Annotated in this window: 17 protein-coding genes, 1 pseudogene and 1 riboswitch; of the genes and pseudogenes, 4 read left to right on the top strand and 14 right to left on the bottom strand. The window is 32.6% G+C overall.

All coding sequences use genetic code 11. The features are described from left to right. Positions 1 to 187: 187 nt before the first annotated feature. Positions 188 to 409 (top strand): annotated as a pseudogene (locus BJG89_RS04785) (transposase); the annotation flags it as partial. 146 nt (positions 410 to 555) lie between these two features. Here the strand turns inward: BJG89_RS04785 and BJG89_RS04780 are convergent. From BJG89_RS04780 to csoR, 3 genes are all read right to left on the bottom strand, one after another. Beyond that, the gene (locus tag BJG89_RS04780) at positions 556 to 696 is read right to left on the bottom strand and encodes an Lmo0850 family protein (RefSeq protein WP_002482742.1); all 141 of its coding nucleotides are present in this window, start codon (positions 694 to 696) and stop codon (positions 556 to 558) included. Positions 697 to 1019: 323 nt separating this feature from the next. After that, a complete protein-coding gene (csoZ, locus tag BJG89_RS04775; RefSeq protein ID WP_096808803.1) occupies positions 1020 to 1226 on the bottom strand; it encodes a putative copper chaperone CsoZ in 207 nt (68 codons plus the stop codon). 14 nt (positions 1227 to 1240) lie between these two features. Continuing rightward, positions 1241 to 1534: a copper-sensing transcriptional repressor CsoR gene (csoR, locus tag BJG89_RS04770; RefSeq protein ID WP_096808802.1), complete on the bottom strand. Its 294-nt coding sequence runs from the start codon at positions 1532 to 1534 to the stop codon at positions 1241 to 1243. A gap of 141 nt (positions 1535 to 1675) precedes the next feature. Between csoR and cls the strand changes: the two genes are divergently transcribed. After that, the gene (gene cls / locus BJG89_RS04765) at positions 1676 to 3160 is read left to right on the top strand and encodes a cardiolipin synthase (protein ID WP_096808801.1); all 1485 of its coding nucleotides are present in this window, start codon (positions 1676 to 1678) and stop codon (positions 3158 to 3160) included. Positions 3161 to 3479: 319 nt separating this feature from the next. After that, entirely contained in the window at positions 3480 to 4133 is a 654-nt protein-coding gene (locus BJG89_RS04760; RefSeq protein WP_096808800.1) for an HD domain-containing protein, read from the top strand. Positions 4134 to 4268: 135 nt separating this feature from the next. On the opposite strand, the gene yidC is transcribed toward BJG89_RS04760, so the two are convergent. From yidC to BJG89_RS04725, 7 genes are all read right to left on the bottom strand, one after another. Continuing rightward, on the bottom strand, positions 4269 to 5138 hold the full coding sequence (gene yidC, locus BJG89_RS04755; RefSeq protein ID WP_096808799.1) for a membrane protein insertase YidC: 870 nt from the start codon (positions 5136 to 5138) through the stop codon (positions 4269 to 4271). Between the two features lie 87 nt (positions 5139 to 5225). Continuing rightward, a complete protein-coding gene (thiE, locus tag BJG89_RS04750) occupies positions 5226 to 5864 on the bottom strand; it encodes a thiamine phosphate synthase (protein ID WP_096808798.1) in 639 nt (212 codons plus the stop codon). A 2-nt stretch (positions 5865 to 5866) separates the two neighbouring features. After that, on the bottom strand, positions 5867 to 6652 hold the full coding sequence (thiM, locus tag BJG89_RS04745) for a hydroxyethylthiazole kinase (protein WP_096811203.1): 786 nt from the start codon (positions 6650 to 6652) through the stop codon (positions 5867 to 5869). Next, entirely contained in the window at positions 6645 to 7466 is an 822-nt protein-coding gene (thiD, locus tag BJG89_RS04740; RefSeq protein WP_096808797.1) for a bifunctional hydroxymethylpyrimidine kinase/phosphomethylpyrimidine kinase, read from the bottom strand. Before thiD ends, thiM begins: the two co-directional genes overlap by 8 nt. A 1-nt stretch (position 7467) precedes the next feature. Next, positions 7468 to 8148 carry a thiaminase II gene (gene tenA, locus BJG89_RS04735; protein WP_096808796.1) on the bottom strand — a complete coding sequence of 227 codons (681 nt, stop codon included), beginning with the start codon at positions 8146 to 8148 and terminating at the stop codon, positions 7468 to 7470. A gap of 84 nt (positions 8149 to 8232) precedes the next feature. Continuing rightward, positions 8233 to 8331, bottom strand: a riboswitch (TPP riboswitch). Between the two features lie 280 nt (positions 8332 to 8611). Further along, on the bottom strand, positions 8612 to 9301 hold the full coding sequence (locus BJG89_RS04730; RefSeq protein ID WP_096808795.1) for a transglycosylase family protein: 690 nt from the start codon (positions 9299 to 9301) through the stop codon (positions 8612 to 8614). A 420-nt stretch (positions 9302 to 9721) separates the two neighbouring features. Further along, positions 9722 to 10141 carry a single-stranded DNA-binding protein gene (locus BJG89_RS04725; protein ID WP_096808794.1) on the bottom strand — a complete coding sequence of 140 codons (420 nt, stop codon included), beginning with the start codon at positions 10139 to 10141 and terminating at the stop codon, positions 9722 to 9724. Between the two features lie 189 nt (positions 10142 to 10330). Here BJG89_RS04725 and BJG89_RS04720 point away from each other — a divergent pair, with 189 nt between their 5' ends. After that, the gene (locus tag BJG89_RS04720; protein WP_096808793.1) at positions 10331 to 10771 is read left to right on the top strand and encodes a YwpF-like family protein; all 441 of its coding nucleotides are present in this window, start codon (positions 10331 to 10333) and stop codon (positions 10769 to 10771) included. A gap of 269 nt (positions 10772 to 11040) precedes the next feature. Here BJG89_RS04720 and fabZ read toward each other — a convergent pair whose 3' ends face one another. The 4 genes from fabZ to BJG89_RS04700 form a co-directional block, all read right to left on the bottom strand. After that, on the bottom strand, positions 11041 to 11481 hold the full coding sequence (gene fabZ, locus BJG89_RS04715) for a 3-hydroxyacyl-ACP dehydratase FabZ (RefSeq protein WP_096808792.1): 441 nt from the start codon (positions 11479 to 11481) through the stop codon (positions 11041 to 11043). A 57-nt stretch (positions 11482 to 11538) separates the two neighbouring features. Next, complete coding sequence (murA, locus tag BJG89_RS04710; RefSeq protein ID WP_096808791.1) at positions 11539 to 12804, bottom strand: UDP-N-acetylglucosamine 1-carboxyvinyltransferase; 1266 nt, start codon at positions 12802 to 12804, stop codon at positions 11539 to 11541. A 99-nt stretch (positions 12805 to 12903) separates the two neighbouring features. Then, entirely contained in the window at positions 12904 to 13137 is a 234-nt protein-coding gene (locus BJG89_RS04705) for a DUF1146 family protein (protein ID WP_096808790.1), read from the bottom strand. A 392-nt stretch (positions 13138 to 13529) separates the two neighbouring features. Next, on the bottom strand, positions 13530 to 13934 hold the full coding sequence (locus BJG89_RS04700; protein WP_096808789.1) for a F0F1 ATP synthase subunit epsilon: 405 nt from the start codon (positions 13932 to 13934) through the stop codon (positions 13530 to 13532). Positions 13935 to 13937 lie beyond the last annotated feature (3 nt).

The raw sequence follows: 13937 nt of genomic DNA, 5'->3' as shown, positions 1-13937 counted from the left end.
TAAACAGGACTGATATAAAAATCAGTCCTGTTTTTTGGTACAAAAAAAGCGCAAAAATCTCTATAATTTAAATATCTGACCAAATAAATTAAGGAGAGATTATGCGCCTATGAATAATTCAATAGATTTTATAAGTACCCTTGATGAAATAGATGCCAACAAAGTATGTCTCAAATTAAAAATAATCTTGAAAACTTTAAAAAAATATCAATCTTTTATTAATAACACACTAAAATACCCTAATATAACCAATGGTCCAATAGAAGGTATCAATAATAAAATTAAACTGATTAAAAGAATATCGTTTGGATATAGAAATTATAATAATTTGCGTAATCGTGCCTTACTAACTTCACGACTTTATGCTTCTACAATCAAAAAAGAGATTAAGCAACCTACGGTTGCCTAATCTCAAAAATTGTATCAGTCCTCTTTGACAAAGAGCCAATAGATTAAAAGGCGTTATGTAAAAAAAGATCACATTAACTCATGTAAAATGAATTAATGTGATCTTTTGAGTTAGAGCTGTCGCTCTAACACAATATTGGTAACTTACTATTTCAATTCGTTAGCGGCTTTCACAGTCGTTGGTAAAGTATGCATGACTTCTAATCTTGATTTAGTTTTCTTTATGTTTACCCCTAATGATGATAATAGTTTAACTACATTTTGAATCTTTTCGTTATCCTTACTCATATCATCACCCCTAACTTCTAGCTTCTACTATATCTTACCCCATTTATTTATGAATTACTACACATTATTGAAAATTTCTTTATATTTATTAAAAAATGCTTTCTTTTATTACTTAACTTATATAAATTTCATAATCAATTATTTTTAATATTAAACATAAATTGAGTATTGCACAAAAACCAAAAGAAATGTCGTGAATGTGTGTTTTACCTTCAAAATGATCCCCGTTTTAAAATTAGAAAAAATATAATTATAACTATACAAACGAAGATATTCATTTTAATGAAGCATAAAGTCACAAATAATTGCATAATAACAATTGCTTAGTATAAAATTTCAAAACCTAAATCATATATTTCTTTTTCTAAATTATTTAAATTTGCAGGTGTTTTAAAATCAATAAGCACTCGCTTATAATCTTTATCAACTGAAACATTGTATACGCCTATAAGTTGCGCCAAATGACTTTCAATTTGAATTTTGTTTGCTTCATTTTCTATGTTTTTTATATAAATCGCTTGTGAATTCATGATACTCACCTTATCTAATCTTTCATCAATTTTTGAAAAGTAACTAACAGTTCATCCATAGCCTCTTGCTGCTCGCCCTGATTGACCTTGTCCATGATACAACTCTTCATATGATGATCTAATAGTTTTGTTGCAACGCTATTTAAAGCAGATCTTGTCGCTCTAATTTGTGTGAGTACATCATCACAGTATACATCTTCATCTATCATGCGGTTGATTGCTTTTACTTGGCCTTCGATACGATTTAATCTAGACTTTAAATTGGATTTAGTTTGTTCAGAATGGTGTGCTTTTTGCGTTTCTGCCATGATTTAACGCCTCCTTCTTATTCAATTATATATTATACCCCTCCTAGGTATTAGTCAAGTGATAAAACCAGCATTCCATGTTACAATGGTAAGACATTTACCAATTATTAAATAATTGAATAGCCAATCGGGAGGTTTAATATGATAGATATCTTCGCTATAATGTATAACCATACAAACGTCATTATTAACGTCATTCTTATTGGAGCATTTATATTAAACCTGATCTTTGCATTTACAATCATTTTTATGGAAAGACGCTCTGCAGGTTCTGTTTGGGCATGGATATTAGTTTTAGGTCTCATACCTATATTAGGCTTTGTCGTTTATCTATTATTCGGTCGTCAAATACAAAGAGAACATATTTTTAGTTTAGATGAAGAAGATAAAGTTGGCATAGAGATGATTGTAAATGAACAACTAGAAGCCCTGAAAAACGATGATTTTTCTAAAGGCAATCATCAAATAGTGAAATTTAAAGATATGGTTCAAATGTTACTTTATAATAATGCAGCTTTCTTAACAACTGATAATGACCTAACAATTTTTGTAGATGGTAAAGAAAAATTTGATTCACTTATTGATGATATATATAACGCAAAAGATTATATACATATCCAATACTATATTTTTCGTAATGATAAATTAGGCAAACGTATCTTAACTGCATTAGAACATAAACTTGATGAAGGTGTCGAAGTTAAAATGCTCTATGATGATATGGGGTCTAGAGCTTTATCAATCAAAGATTTTAAAAATTTCAGAAAAAAAGGCGGCCTTGTAGAAGCATTCTTTCCTTCAAAATTACCACTGATTAATTTAAGAATGAATAATAGAAATCATAGAAAAATCGTTGTCATAGATGGGCATATTGGTTATATAGGTGGGTTTAATGTCGGAGATGAATATTTAGGGCTAAAGAAAAAATTTGGATACTGGCGTGATACTCACCTTCGTATTGTTGGAGATGCAGTTAACGCTTTACAATTACGCTTTATGCTTGATTGGAACTCACAATCTACGCGTGATAATTTAAAATATGAAGAACGCTATTTCCCAGATGTGGATTCAGGAGGCACAACGGGTGTTCAAATCGCTTCAAGCGGGCCTGATGAAACTTGGGAACAAATAAAATATGGTTATCTAAAAATGATTGCGTCTGCAAAGCACTCAATTTTTATTCAATCTCCTTATTTTATACCAGATCAGGCATTTCTTGATGCTATCAAAATCGCAGCATTAGGTGGTGTAAATGTTAATGTTATGATACCAAACAAACCTGATCATCCGTTTGTTTATTGGGCGACATATAACAATGTAGCTTCTTTATTAGATGCAGGCGTGAATATCTTTCATTATAATAATGGATTCTTACATTCTAAAACATTAGTCATTGATGATGAAGTGGCCAGTGTAGGAACTACAAATATGGACCACCGTAGTTTTACATTAAATTTTGAAATAAATGCATTTATTTACGATCCTTATATTGCAAAGGAACTTAGATTGGCATTTGAAAAAGATTTAAATGTGTCGTACAGGCTCACCAAACCGTTATATGAGCAAAGGAGTCTATGGATTAAATTTAAAGAAGGTGTTTCCAGACTATTATCTCCCATCTTATAAAGTAAAGGATACTGTAGTGTTCAAACCTTCCTTAAATTATGTAAGATATGTCTAATAGACGATTGGAGTAAAAAAGATATTTAGATCAAGGTTTAAACCCACGACACCTAAACTGATGTAACTATCTTAACGTTTGAAGTATTTAAATGTACACCCTAGCTTTTGTACGCTTTTTCAAGTCATTATTATTAGAGTGGGACAACGCGAAATCATTTTAAAAAATGTGGTTTCCCCGCTCCTTTTTTAAGTTTCCACGATTCCTTTTGGCTTGTACCAAATAAGCATGATTATCCTATTTTGAAATGGAGGACAATTTAATATGTTTGAACAAGATATACTTAATAAAGCCAACTCATATATGGAAACATTTCATTATGATGATGTTTCTGGCCATGACATTGCCCACGTTAACCGTGTTACAAAATTAGCTGAATACATTGCTTCTAACGAACAAACAGGACACTTATTGACAATTCAATTAGCAAGTATATTACACGACACAATTGACGAAAAAATTGCAAAACCAAAAGAAGCAAAAACACGTTTAATAAATTTTTTTGCTGATTTGAACCTCTCTCAAACATTGCAAGAAAGTATATTACATATCATTGAAAATATGAGTTATAAAAATGGAACAAATAATAACACTAAATTATCCATTGAAGGCCAAATTGTGCGTGACGCAGATCGCTTAGACGCAATGGGAGCTATTGGCATCGCACGTACCTTCCAATTTGCCGGCCATTTTGGTGAACCAATGTGGGTAGAAAATCAGGATCATAATATTATGCAAGAAATCAATCAAAATTATAATGACTGGCCACCTTCTGCCATTAAACATTTTTTTGAAAAATTATTGAAACTTAAAACGTTAATGCATACAAAAACTGCCAAGAACTTAGCTCAACAACGTCACGACTATATGCAAGATTTTGTACAAACGTTTTTTAAAGAGTGGTATTTTAAATACTAACTGATTATTTACTTCGTTATATGTTTCTTATAATAGCATGCAAAAAGAGCCCGAAACATAGGCTGTTTTCGGGCTCTTTCTTATGATCTGGCATTATGTACCAGGTTCTCTTTATTCAAAATAAGCTGTCATCAGTTATTTCTTTTTAGATTTCTTAGATACCACTTGCGTGTTCTTACCTTTAGGTGCCTTGTCAGCATCGTTTTTTTTCATTGCTTCAATCATTGGAGCAACTTCTTTTTTAGCAAGATTTGAGTAGTACATGTTCGCTACTTGCGTTTGTACTATCAAGAATGCCGCACTGACTGACCAATAAAGACCTAATGCAGAAGCTGAACTTAAAGAAATCCAAACAATCATAATAGGTGAGATAATCATCATCATATAACCCATTTGACGTTGTTCATTTGGCATACTCTTACTTGAAACAAAGGCTTGTAAGAAGTATAAAATACCAGCAATAACCGTTATCCAAATATCAGGTTGTGCTAAATTAAACCATAGGAAATTAGGATGTTCAGTAAAGCCACCGCTTGACGGATATTTTAATACAAAGAATAATCCCATGATGATTGGCATCTGAATTAAGATTGGTAAACAACCTAACATACTCTTCATCGGGTTCATATCGTATTTTTTATATACTTCCATCATTTCTTGATTTGCAGCCATTTTTTCTTCTTGCGTTCTTGAACGCTTAACTTTTTCCTGAACTGCATCAATATCCGGTTTTGCAACCTTCATTTTTTCTCGCATCATATGACTATTTTTATAGTTTGATAACATGAAAGGCAATAATACAATACGAATTGCCAGTACAAGTACCACTATTGCTAAACCATAATCATTGTTAAAACTAGTTCCTAACCAATGTATTAATTTATCCATTGGTTCTACAAACGTATTAAAGAAAAATCCATCTCTATTTTCAGGTTTAGAATAGTCACAGCCTGCTAAAAAGACCATTACACCTAATAATAAAGGTAGTAGCGCTTTCTTTTTCATTTTTCCACCTCTAATGATATATTCACATAGAATTTATTTTATCATACTCAAAGGAAAGTAGAAAACAAAAAAAGAAAGTTTTCTTCATTATTCAACAGTTTGTAAAAATTGTTGCACAGTTCCTTTAATGTTTGGGCTTTTGGCTATTGCTGAAATCACTGATATGCCGTCTGCACCGCTATTTACCACTAGTTGTGCATTTTCCGTGTTAATGCCGCCGATTGCAACGATTGGAAAATCTTGAAGTTTCGTTCTCAAATTCTGAATCATTTCAGGCCCAACTGGCGCTTTTGCATCTGATTTAGATCCAGTATTATACATTGGGCCAACACCTATATAATCAACATTCGTTAAATCAGATGATTGATATTCTTCTAAATCACTTATACTAAGCCCTATAATTTTATCTTCAAACTCCTTATCGAATGTTGCTATATTTTCATCTTTTTGACCAACATGGATACCATCTGCATCTATCATTTTCGCTAAGTCAACGTCATCATTTACAATAAATGGCACGTGATAACTTCTACATAGACTCAATAATTTTTCAGCAAGCGTGATCTTTTCACTTCCAGATAAGGAACCTTCGCCTTTTTCTCTAAATTGAAACATCGTTATACCTGATTTCAAAGCTTCGGTAACGACTTCAGTCAATGAAGTCTCATGGGGTATATCTTGACTCCCACATATAAAATATAGCTTCAAATGTTCTTTTGCAAACATGGTTACACCTCTTCTATATTACTGTATTGTTCATACGCTTCAAATGACACTTTATATAATGCATTTAAAAGTTCTACTGCAAATGAACCTGGCCCTCGATTTTGTACACTTTCTTCCGCTTTTTCTGCAGCAATATTATACAGAGAAACAGCTTCTATGAGCGCATCTATCGATGGATGTTCTGAATCAACAAAACTTGCTACCACTGCGCCTAATAAACAACCAGCGCCAGTTATTTTTGCTAATAATGAGGAACCATTAGATAATTTAAATATACGTCCTTTTTGTACAATCACATCATCTTTTCCAGTTAATATAATTGTTGTCTTGAAGTGTTTTTGAGCTTCATTTGCGATTGCCACTGAATCTAAATTTTGGTCACTATCTGTCCCTTTCATTTTTGTATCACTGTTAACCAATGTTAATATTTCAGAGGCATTACCTTTTATGACTGCAACTTTTATTTCTTTTAAAAAGTTTGCACAAAAGTCCTTTCTATATTGTGAAGCGCCTACTGCAACAGGGTCAAATATAATAGGCGTGCCTACTTGGTTTGCAGTCTTTGCAATTTCTAAAATGTCTTTTTCTCTCTCTTTAGTTAACGTTCCAATATTAATCAACAACGCCTTGGCAGCTGTCAACATTTCATGCGCTTCTTCAGGTGCCTCGCTCATTGCTGGACTTGCACCTAAACTTAACAAACCATTTGCAGTAAAGTTTTTAACTACGTCATTTGTATAACATATCACAAGTGGATTGTGTTGCCTCAGGTTTTCTAAATTATTCATCATCTAAACCAACTTCCTTCATATATGCGAAATGATTTACCGGTCCTCTACCTTGTCCAATTTCGGGCGTGTATTTAATACTTAATGAAATAAATTTTTTCGCTTTTCGGACCGCTTCATACATCGATTTCCCTTTAGCTAACTCTGCTGTAATAACCGCTGAAAAAGTACATCCTGTACCGTGCGTGTGCTTTGTTTCATACCTAGGCTCTTCAAAAGTATATACATTGTCTTTTGTAAAAAGATAATCTGTTGCTTTATTCTTATCTTCTGAATGCCCGCCTTTAATCACAACGCCTTTACTACCTATCTCATTAATAAAAATGTTGCCCGCTTGATAAATAGATGATTCATCCTTGATTGATATACCAGTAATTTCTTCCGTTTCTGGCAAATTCGGTGTTGCAACAGTAGCATGAGGTAATAAAATATTTTGCAAATTAGATTTAGCATCATCATCCATAAGTGAATCCCCACTTTTGGCTAACATGACGGGATCAATCACGTATGGGATATCAGAATATTTTTTTAAATATTGCTGTATTAATTCCATCATTTCTTTTGATGCAATCATTCCTGTTTTCAATGCTTGTGGTAACTCGTCATTAAATATGCTTTCTAGTTGTTCTTTTAACCACTGTGTTTCTATATTATGAATATGCTGTACACCTTTTGTATTTTGAGCAACAATACTCGTAATGGCTGCCATACCATATACACCACAAGCATGAAAAGATTTCAAATCTGCCATAACCCCTGCTCCGCCAGTAGGGTCAGTTCCTGCAATCGTTAAAGCGATGCTAGGTTTATTCATATTAATCTCCTCCGTATAACCAATCTTCTTGAATATAAGACATATTAAAGAAATTACGTTCGTGTACCGTACTTTGTAAGAAACATGATTTAATTTCATTTTTTTCTTTAATAGACATATTTTCGGTTAACTGGTTCATTAAATTATCAAACACATTTACAAGTGCGTCCATTTCTTTACTATAAAATTCAAACCATCTAGCTAAAATAGAATTTTGATTTAATCCATTATCTTTTAATGCCGCTTTAGCAATCACTTGATAAACATAAGGGCATGGTGCCATAGCTGCAATTGTATATGCTGCATTTTCTTTAGCATAAGCATTGAAATACATATGCTTTATATAATGATCACCACTCGGTGGCCATACTTTTTCTTGTACGATTTCATTATAATTCTCTTGAACATATTCTGCTAATATTTCATGTGCTTCCACTTCGCCTTCAACTATAAACTGTATTTGTTCTACTAAGAACTTAACATCTTCTAATTGGTTCATTTTAGGTATCAATAATGCATAAATATTTGCAAATTCTTTTAAGTAAGATGCATCTGCCCTTAAATAAAATTTGATTGCGTCGCTAGAAAGTGTTCCATGTAACATGTCTTGTATAAAAGGATCTTTATAAATTTTCTTTATAATTGGTTTTGAAGCTTCTTTTAATTCTTGTGAAAATAACACACTTAGCCCTCCTAAATAAAAAAACTACATCCCACGTAGGAATGTAGTTAATTAATACATAGGTCAGCGTTACTTTCCCAAAATATTAATACAATACTACTTTCCTACGTTGGTATTAACCAAATCAGGTTGTAAGGGTCTGAACTATTTCATCTCAGCCTAACGGCTCCCCTAGTAGTCTTATACTTTATAGTTTCTTAAACATAACAAATTAACTCACACATTGCAAATTCAATCAAATATGAAATCGCATATTATTTTTAATAGATTCTATATCTCGATAAGGTTAAGTCATTATTTTTATAGGTAGTTATACATACGCTGAAGTTCATGAGTAAGAACTGGCGCTTTAGGATTTAGATATAAATATATTGGTATTTTAATCATTTATTGCAAAAAAGAAGAGACTAGGGTATTTTAACCTAGCCTCTTCTTATTACTTAAATAATGTTATTATTTTAAATTATGCAGTAACCCATTGTGAAGCGCCAACTTCGTTATAAAGTTTAACTGCTGCAGCATCTTGTACTGACTCTGGAGCTTCTGTTGGAGATACACCTTGATATTCTGCAGGTGCTACTGAGTCCCAAGTGCTTTGTAAGAATTGATATTTACCTGCTGCACCTGATGATGGGTTTACAGCTTTAAGATCTCCGCCTGATTCACGTTGTGCAATTGCTTGTAAATGTGAATTAACGTTTACTGATGAACCACTTGAAGCTTCATTTGAGCTTGATGATTGAGTTGAAGCTTTTGTTGTAGCTTCTTGTTTTGGTTGTTGTGTTTGTTCAGTTTGTGGCGCAGCTTGTTGAGCTGGTTGTTCAGTTGATGCTTGCTCAGTTTGTTGTGGTTGTTCTTCAGTAGTAGATTGTTCTGATGAAACGTCGCTTGAACTAGAACCTTCGCCAAAGCTCCATGACCAATTTTGGCCATCTGATTCAAAATTGAAATTTTGGCCATTATGATTAAAGTTATAGTTATATGCACCCTCTTGAACTGGAGATGCATCTAATTGTTCTGGATTAGATTGTGCTAATTGTGCTAATTGTGCTTTGTCAACGCCTTGTTCGGCTGCGTCTGCTGAGTTTCCTGCTGCGAATCCTGTAACGCCTAAACCTACTGCTAATGTTGATGCTAATACTGTTTTTTTCATTGTTAATAATTCCTCCTATAAGGTAAATAATTTTTAGTTATGATTAATTTGCAATTACAACTATAACATCTAAAAAATAGTAGTAGGTTACAGTCAAATAAAAAAGTGTATACTTTCTTTACATGCGAGTTACATTTATCCAAAGTTATAATAGTCTAACTTTATTCTAAAAAACTGTTATGAAAGTACTTTTGCTTAATATGGAAAATTATCTAATGTAATAAACTTGTAATTTGTCTGATTATTCTGTTATATTAGATATCAATATTGGCTAAATTATGTATTAAGCTATTCCTATCTAAACGAAATAAATATTAAGTTAGAAGGAATAGCCTGATAGAAGTATAATTTAATAGTAGGATATAATGTATATTAGATTTGATGGGTTATATTAAAGGGGAGTTAGGTGTGGATGGCATTTTATACAATTTCATATATATCATTTTCTTCTAAATGGAATTCACTTATAGATGGTTCATTTGTTTCTATAGTCGGTGGTTCAAAAAATGCTTCTGCTTCCTTTTTAATACGTGGGGACATGAATTGAATGGTTTCAATAAAAAGCTCTGATACAAAGTGCATCTGTCCTTCTTTTTCAAATTTACGTGATTGCATCTGTCCTGTTATACCAACAAGTGAACCTTGGCTGATATATTTTTCAACATTATTAGCCATTTTTCCAAAAGCTTTACAAAATAAATAATCACAAACAATATTTTGGTTTTTATCCTTATAATTTCTAGATACAGCTACACAAAATGTGGCTCGTTTATTCCCCTCCTTCTCATATATTTTAGGGTCCTTTGTTAGTCGCCCTACAATGACAATGCTATTAATCATACGTCACCTCCTTTATAAACTAATCATAAAAAATTTACCCATACGCGTCAAAATACAATTTTAAATATTTCAAAAAGTAATCACCTACTAAATTTTACTTTTTTTACCTTTCTAACATAAAATTACGTTATAATGATTATATAAATAAATATTTTGTAGAATTTAAATTAATTAATTGGATGTGAGACGATGAAAACATTTAAAGCCGTTCGATTTCAAATCGTATCAGAGAATGGTGGTGTTACTGAATACGAATTAGAAGATGGTGTCATTATCAATAAGGAAAACAGTGGCACTGGCTGGTTGCTTGAAATCGTCATTTCAGATTATCATTATGAAACTATGAAAAAATATATGGAAGATGAAACATTATTAGATATACGCGTAGTAATCACTAGACCTGCTAACGATCCTGCATTGTTTGATGCAACTATCAAAAATATTATTCAGTTAAATCATACAATCTCTGTGGTTTGTGAATGTCATATCTATACTTTAAGACAAGTTTATGCAGAAAGTTTATTAGAACAATTAATCGATGAAGGCTTAACTGGTGACACATTGAAAAAATCATTTAACCGAATGATGCAATCTAAACCAAGATTAAAAGATGAAAAAATAGATAAATAAAAATGAACGAGCCCAAGACGTTGTTTACGTCTCGGGCTCGAATATTACATAGATGATAGCTGACTAGTATGAAAATATACTTATAAAAAGAGGCCTGATTGGGTCTCTTTTTATTTAAAGAACTACTATTTTCTAAAGTTAAAGTGTGCTCATTTCTATGAAGATTGGTAGTTCTTACACAAATATTTTAGCTCTTGTATGTTTTTAGTCACCTTTACTATGGTAGGAGGACGAACTATTTTAGAAAACATAAATTTATGTTCTAGCCATTATTGTTTATCTTGAAGTGCAAAAGTTAACTCACAGCTACAAGCTAATTGTCCATCTACGGTTGCTTTAGCAGTGCCTTTGCCAATAGGACCTCTAAGTTTAGTTATTTCAACTTCTAAACGTAATGTATCCCCAGGTGTTACTTGTTTTTTAAATCGGCATTTATCAATACCAGCAAATAATGCAAGTTTGCCTTTATTCGCTTCACTATTTAACATTGCAACAGCTCCTGTCTGAGCTAAAGCTTCAGTGATTAATACGCCAGGCATCACAGCATACTCTGGGAAATGCCCTTGGAAAAATGGTTCATTACCTGAAACTTGTTTAATTGCTACACATCGTTGACCTTCTTCATATTCTACTACTCGATCAATCAATAAGAATGGTTGTCTATGCGGAATAATCTCTTTAATTTGATTATAGTCAAAAATTGTTTCCATATTTTGTTTCCTCCAACTTTGTTGCTATTATGTTAATCCTGTTAATGTATTATATCGTTAATCTTGTGTTCTTTTGATATCTGCACCTAATGATTTTAATTTACCATGTAAATCAACATATCCTCTATCTAAATGTTTCAACTCAGTAACGTACGTTGTCCCATCAGCTACGAGTCCTGCTAAAATAAGTGCTGCTGCTGCACGTAAGTCTGTGGCTTTGACTTGAGCACCTTGAAGTTCACTTTTACCTTCAATTTTAGCACTTCTACCTTCCACAGTAATTTTAGCATTCATTCGTTTGAATTCTCCAACGTGCATAAATCTATTTTCAAAAACTGTTTCAGTCACTACTTTATGGCCATCTGCAGTTAGTAATAAAGCCATCATTTGAGACTGCATATCAGTAGGGAAGCCTGGGTGTGGCAATGTTTTAATATCAACTGGTTTCAATGAATTTTCTACACTGACACGGATTGCATCATCTAGGTACTCTAAATGAACGCCCATTTCCTCAAGTTTATAAACTAAGCTAGTCATATGCTCTTTAATCGCGCCATTAACTAGCACATTACCTCTTGTGATTGCACCAGCAATAAGTAAGGTACCTGCTTCAATTCTATCAGGTATAATTGAATGTGTTACCCCTCGTAAAGTCTCTACACCTTCAATCGTAATTGTATCAGTACCAGCGCCTAATACATTCCCCCCCATTTCATTGATATAATTAGCTAAATCAACAATTTCTGGTTCGCGCGCTACGTTTTCTAATACGGTTTTACCTTTAGCTAAAGAGGCAGCCATAATAATATTTTGCGTTGCACCCACACTAGGAAAATCTAAGTGAATCGTTGCGCCTTTTAACCCGTTAGTTGTACTAGCATAAATAAAGCCACCATCCATATGGATTTCTGCACCTAGCTCTTCAAAGCCTTTGATATGTTGTTCAATTGGTCTTGAACCAATGGCACAACCACCTGGCAAAGCAACTTTGGCATGCCCTAAACGAGCTAACAACGGCCCCATAACAAGAATACTTGCTCTCATCTTGCTCACGTACTCATATGGTGCTTCTTCATTTAATTGTTTGGTTGCATCTACAGTAACGATTTCTTTATCTTTATCATACGAAACATCTGCATTTAATGTTGAAATTACGTTATTAATTGTTTCTACGTCACTAAGTGCTGGTACATTTTGTAATTCACTAACGCCTTCCGACGCTAATAGTGACGCTGTTAATACCGGTAACACAGCATTTTTAGCTCCTGAAACTTTAACTTCACCAATTAATTTTTTACCACCATTAATTTCTATCTTATCCATCTTAAATCCTCCACTTAACTACTTATAAATTGCCATTATTTTAATCAAACGTACTACTAAATTATATCGATAAACATCAATGATATACAATTATTTGAATTATTGTGCTAAATATTTTATTTGTGTAGAAAATTGTAGCAAATCTACAATAAAATTACTTACTGATGTTCCGATTAATATTGCCAAAAATATCATACAAATTTGAACTTGTAACGGATACCCTTTTTTAAAAAATTGTTCTAATCTCACTGCATTAAGCGCCCAATAAGCGATACAAATACAAAACAAATGTAATATGAGATGTACAATTGAAAACTGCCCTAAATATTCCATAAGTCATTCTCCTTGATAAACACTATTTATATATTTTACACGAAAGACATAGTAAAAGATACTTAAGAATGAGATAAACATCTTGTAAATGATAAATGTTTGATTAACTGATACTTTCCCTTTATGGATATGTTTTATGCATAACTATTGTAATTAAATAATGATGGTTATTTTGTAAATTGACTACGTATCATGATGTATCTTTCAAACGGTTAGTAACAATGCAATCGAAACGAAATTATAGTTTTAATTTAGCTATTACGATATTGAAAAACTTAAATCCAGCAATGTTTCATTACAACCACCTACTGAACATAGTATATTTATAACCGAGATATTATTTCTGACTTGTTCTCAAAAAAAAGAAGCCCTAAAAGGGACTTCTTTACGCATTATTGTAATTCAGCGACACGAAGACGGTTATTAGCACGATCTAATGCGCGTTTGGCTCTATTTATGTCACTGTTATCTTCTTCACTATTCAAATGAGACTCTGCTCTCGATTTTGCTAACTCTGCTCTAGCTACATCAATCTCCTTAGCAGGCTCTGCAGTTTGAACGATGATTGATAATTTATCTTGTCTTACTTCAACAAAACCTTCACTCACTGCAATATATTCTGAACCACCGTCAAAATTAATTTTGGCATAGCCAATTTCAAGTGCTGCAACTGTTGGAATATGTCCATACATGACACCGATTTCTCCAGCAGTAGTTTGTAATACTGCCAGAGTGACATCTTCTCGGTCGTAAACAGAACCATTAGGAGTGACAATATTTAGGCTTAATGTATTCATTAT

This window comes from Staphylococcus nepalensis (assembly GCF_002442935.1).
Taxonomy (GTDB): domain Bacteria; phylum Bacillota; class Bacilli; order Staphylococcales; family Staphylococcaceae; genus Staphylococcus; species Staphylococcus nepalensis.
Note: the sequence above shows the minus strand (reverse complement) of the source record. Positions and strands in the feature narration are given on the sequence as shown.

Coding starts and splice junctions, on each gene's coding strand:
- BJG89_RS04780 (WP_002482742.1), bottom strand. CDS start 696: ATGAGTAAGGATAACGAAAAGATTCAAAATGTAGTTAAACTATTATCA.
- csoZ (WP_096808803.1), bottom strand. CDS start 1,226: ATGAATTCACAAGCGATTTATATAAAAAACATAGAAAATGAAGCAAAC.
- csoR (WP_096808802.1), bottom strand. CDS start 1,534: ATGGCAGAAACGCAAAAAGCACACCATTCTGAACAAACTAAATCCAAT.
- cls (WP_096808801.1), top strand. CDS start 1,676: ATGATAGATATCTTCGCTATAATGTATAACCATACAAACGTCATTATT.
- BJG89_RS04760 (WP_096808800.1), top strand. CDS start 3,480: ATGTTTGAACAAGATATACTTAATAAAGCCAACTCATATATGGAAACA.
- yidC (WP_096808799.1), bottom strand. CDS start 5,138: ATGAAAAAGAAAGCGCTACTACCTTTATTATTAGGTGTAATGGTCTTT.
- thiE (WP_096808798.1), bottom strand. CDS start 5,864: ATGTTTGCAAAAGAACATTTGAAGCTATATTTTATATGTGGGAGTCAA.
- thiM (WP_096811203.1), bottom strand. CDS start 6,652: ATGAATAATTTAGAAAACCTGAGGCAACACAATCCACTTGTGATATGT.
- thiD (WP_096808797.1), bottom strand. CDS start 7,466: ATGAATAAACCTAGCATCGCTTTAACGATTGCAGGAACTGACCCTACT.
- BJG89_RS04730 (WP_096808795.1), bottom strand. CDS start 9,301: ATGAAAAAAACAGTATTAGCATCAACATTAGCAGTAGGTTTAGGCGTT.
- BJG89_RS04725 (WP_096808794.1), bottom strand. CDS start 10,141: ATGATTAATAGCATTGTCATTGTAGGGCGACTAACAAAGGACCCTAAA.
- BJG89_RS04720 (WP_096808793.1), top strand. CDS start 10,331: ATGAAAACATTTAAAGCCGTTCGATTTCAAATCGTATCAGAGAATGGT.
- fabZ (WP_096808792.1), bottom strand. CDS start 11,481: ATGGAAACAATTTTTGACTATAATCAAATTAAAGAGATTATTCCGCAT.
- murA (WP_096808791.1), bottom strand. CDS start 12,804: ATGGATAAGATAGAAATTAATGGTGGTAAAAAATTAATTGGTGAAGTT.
- BJG89_RS04705 (WP_096808790.1), bottom strand. CDS start 13,137: ATGGAATATTTAGGGCAGTTTTCAATTGTACATCTCATATTACATTTG.
- BJG89_RS04700 (WP_096808789.1), bottom strand. CDS start 13,934: ATGAATACATTAAGCCTAAATATTGTCACTCCTAATGGTTCTGTTTAC.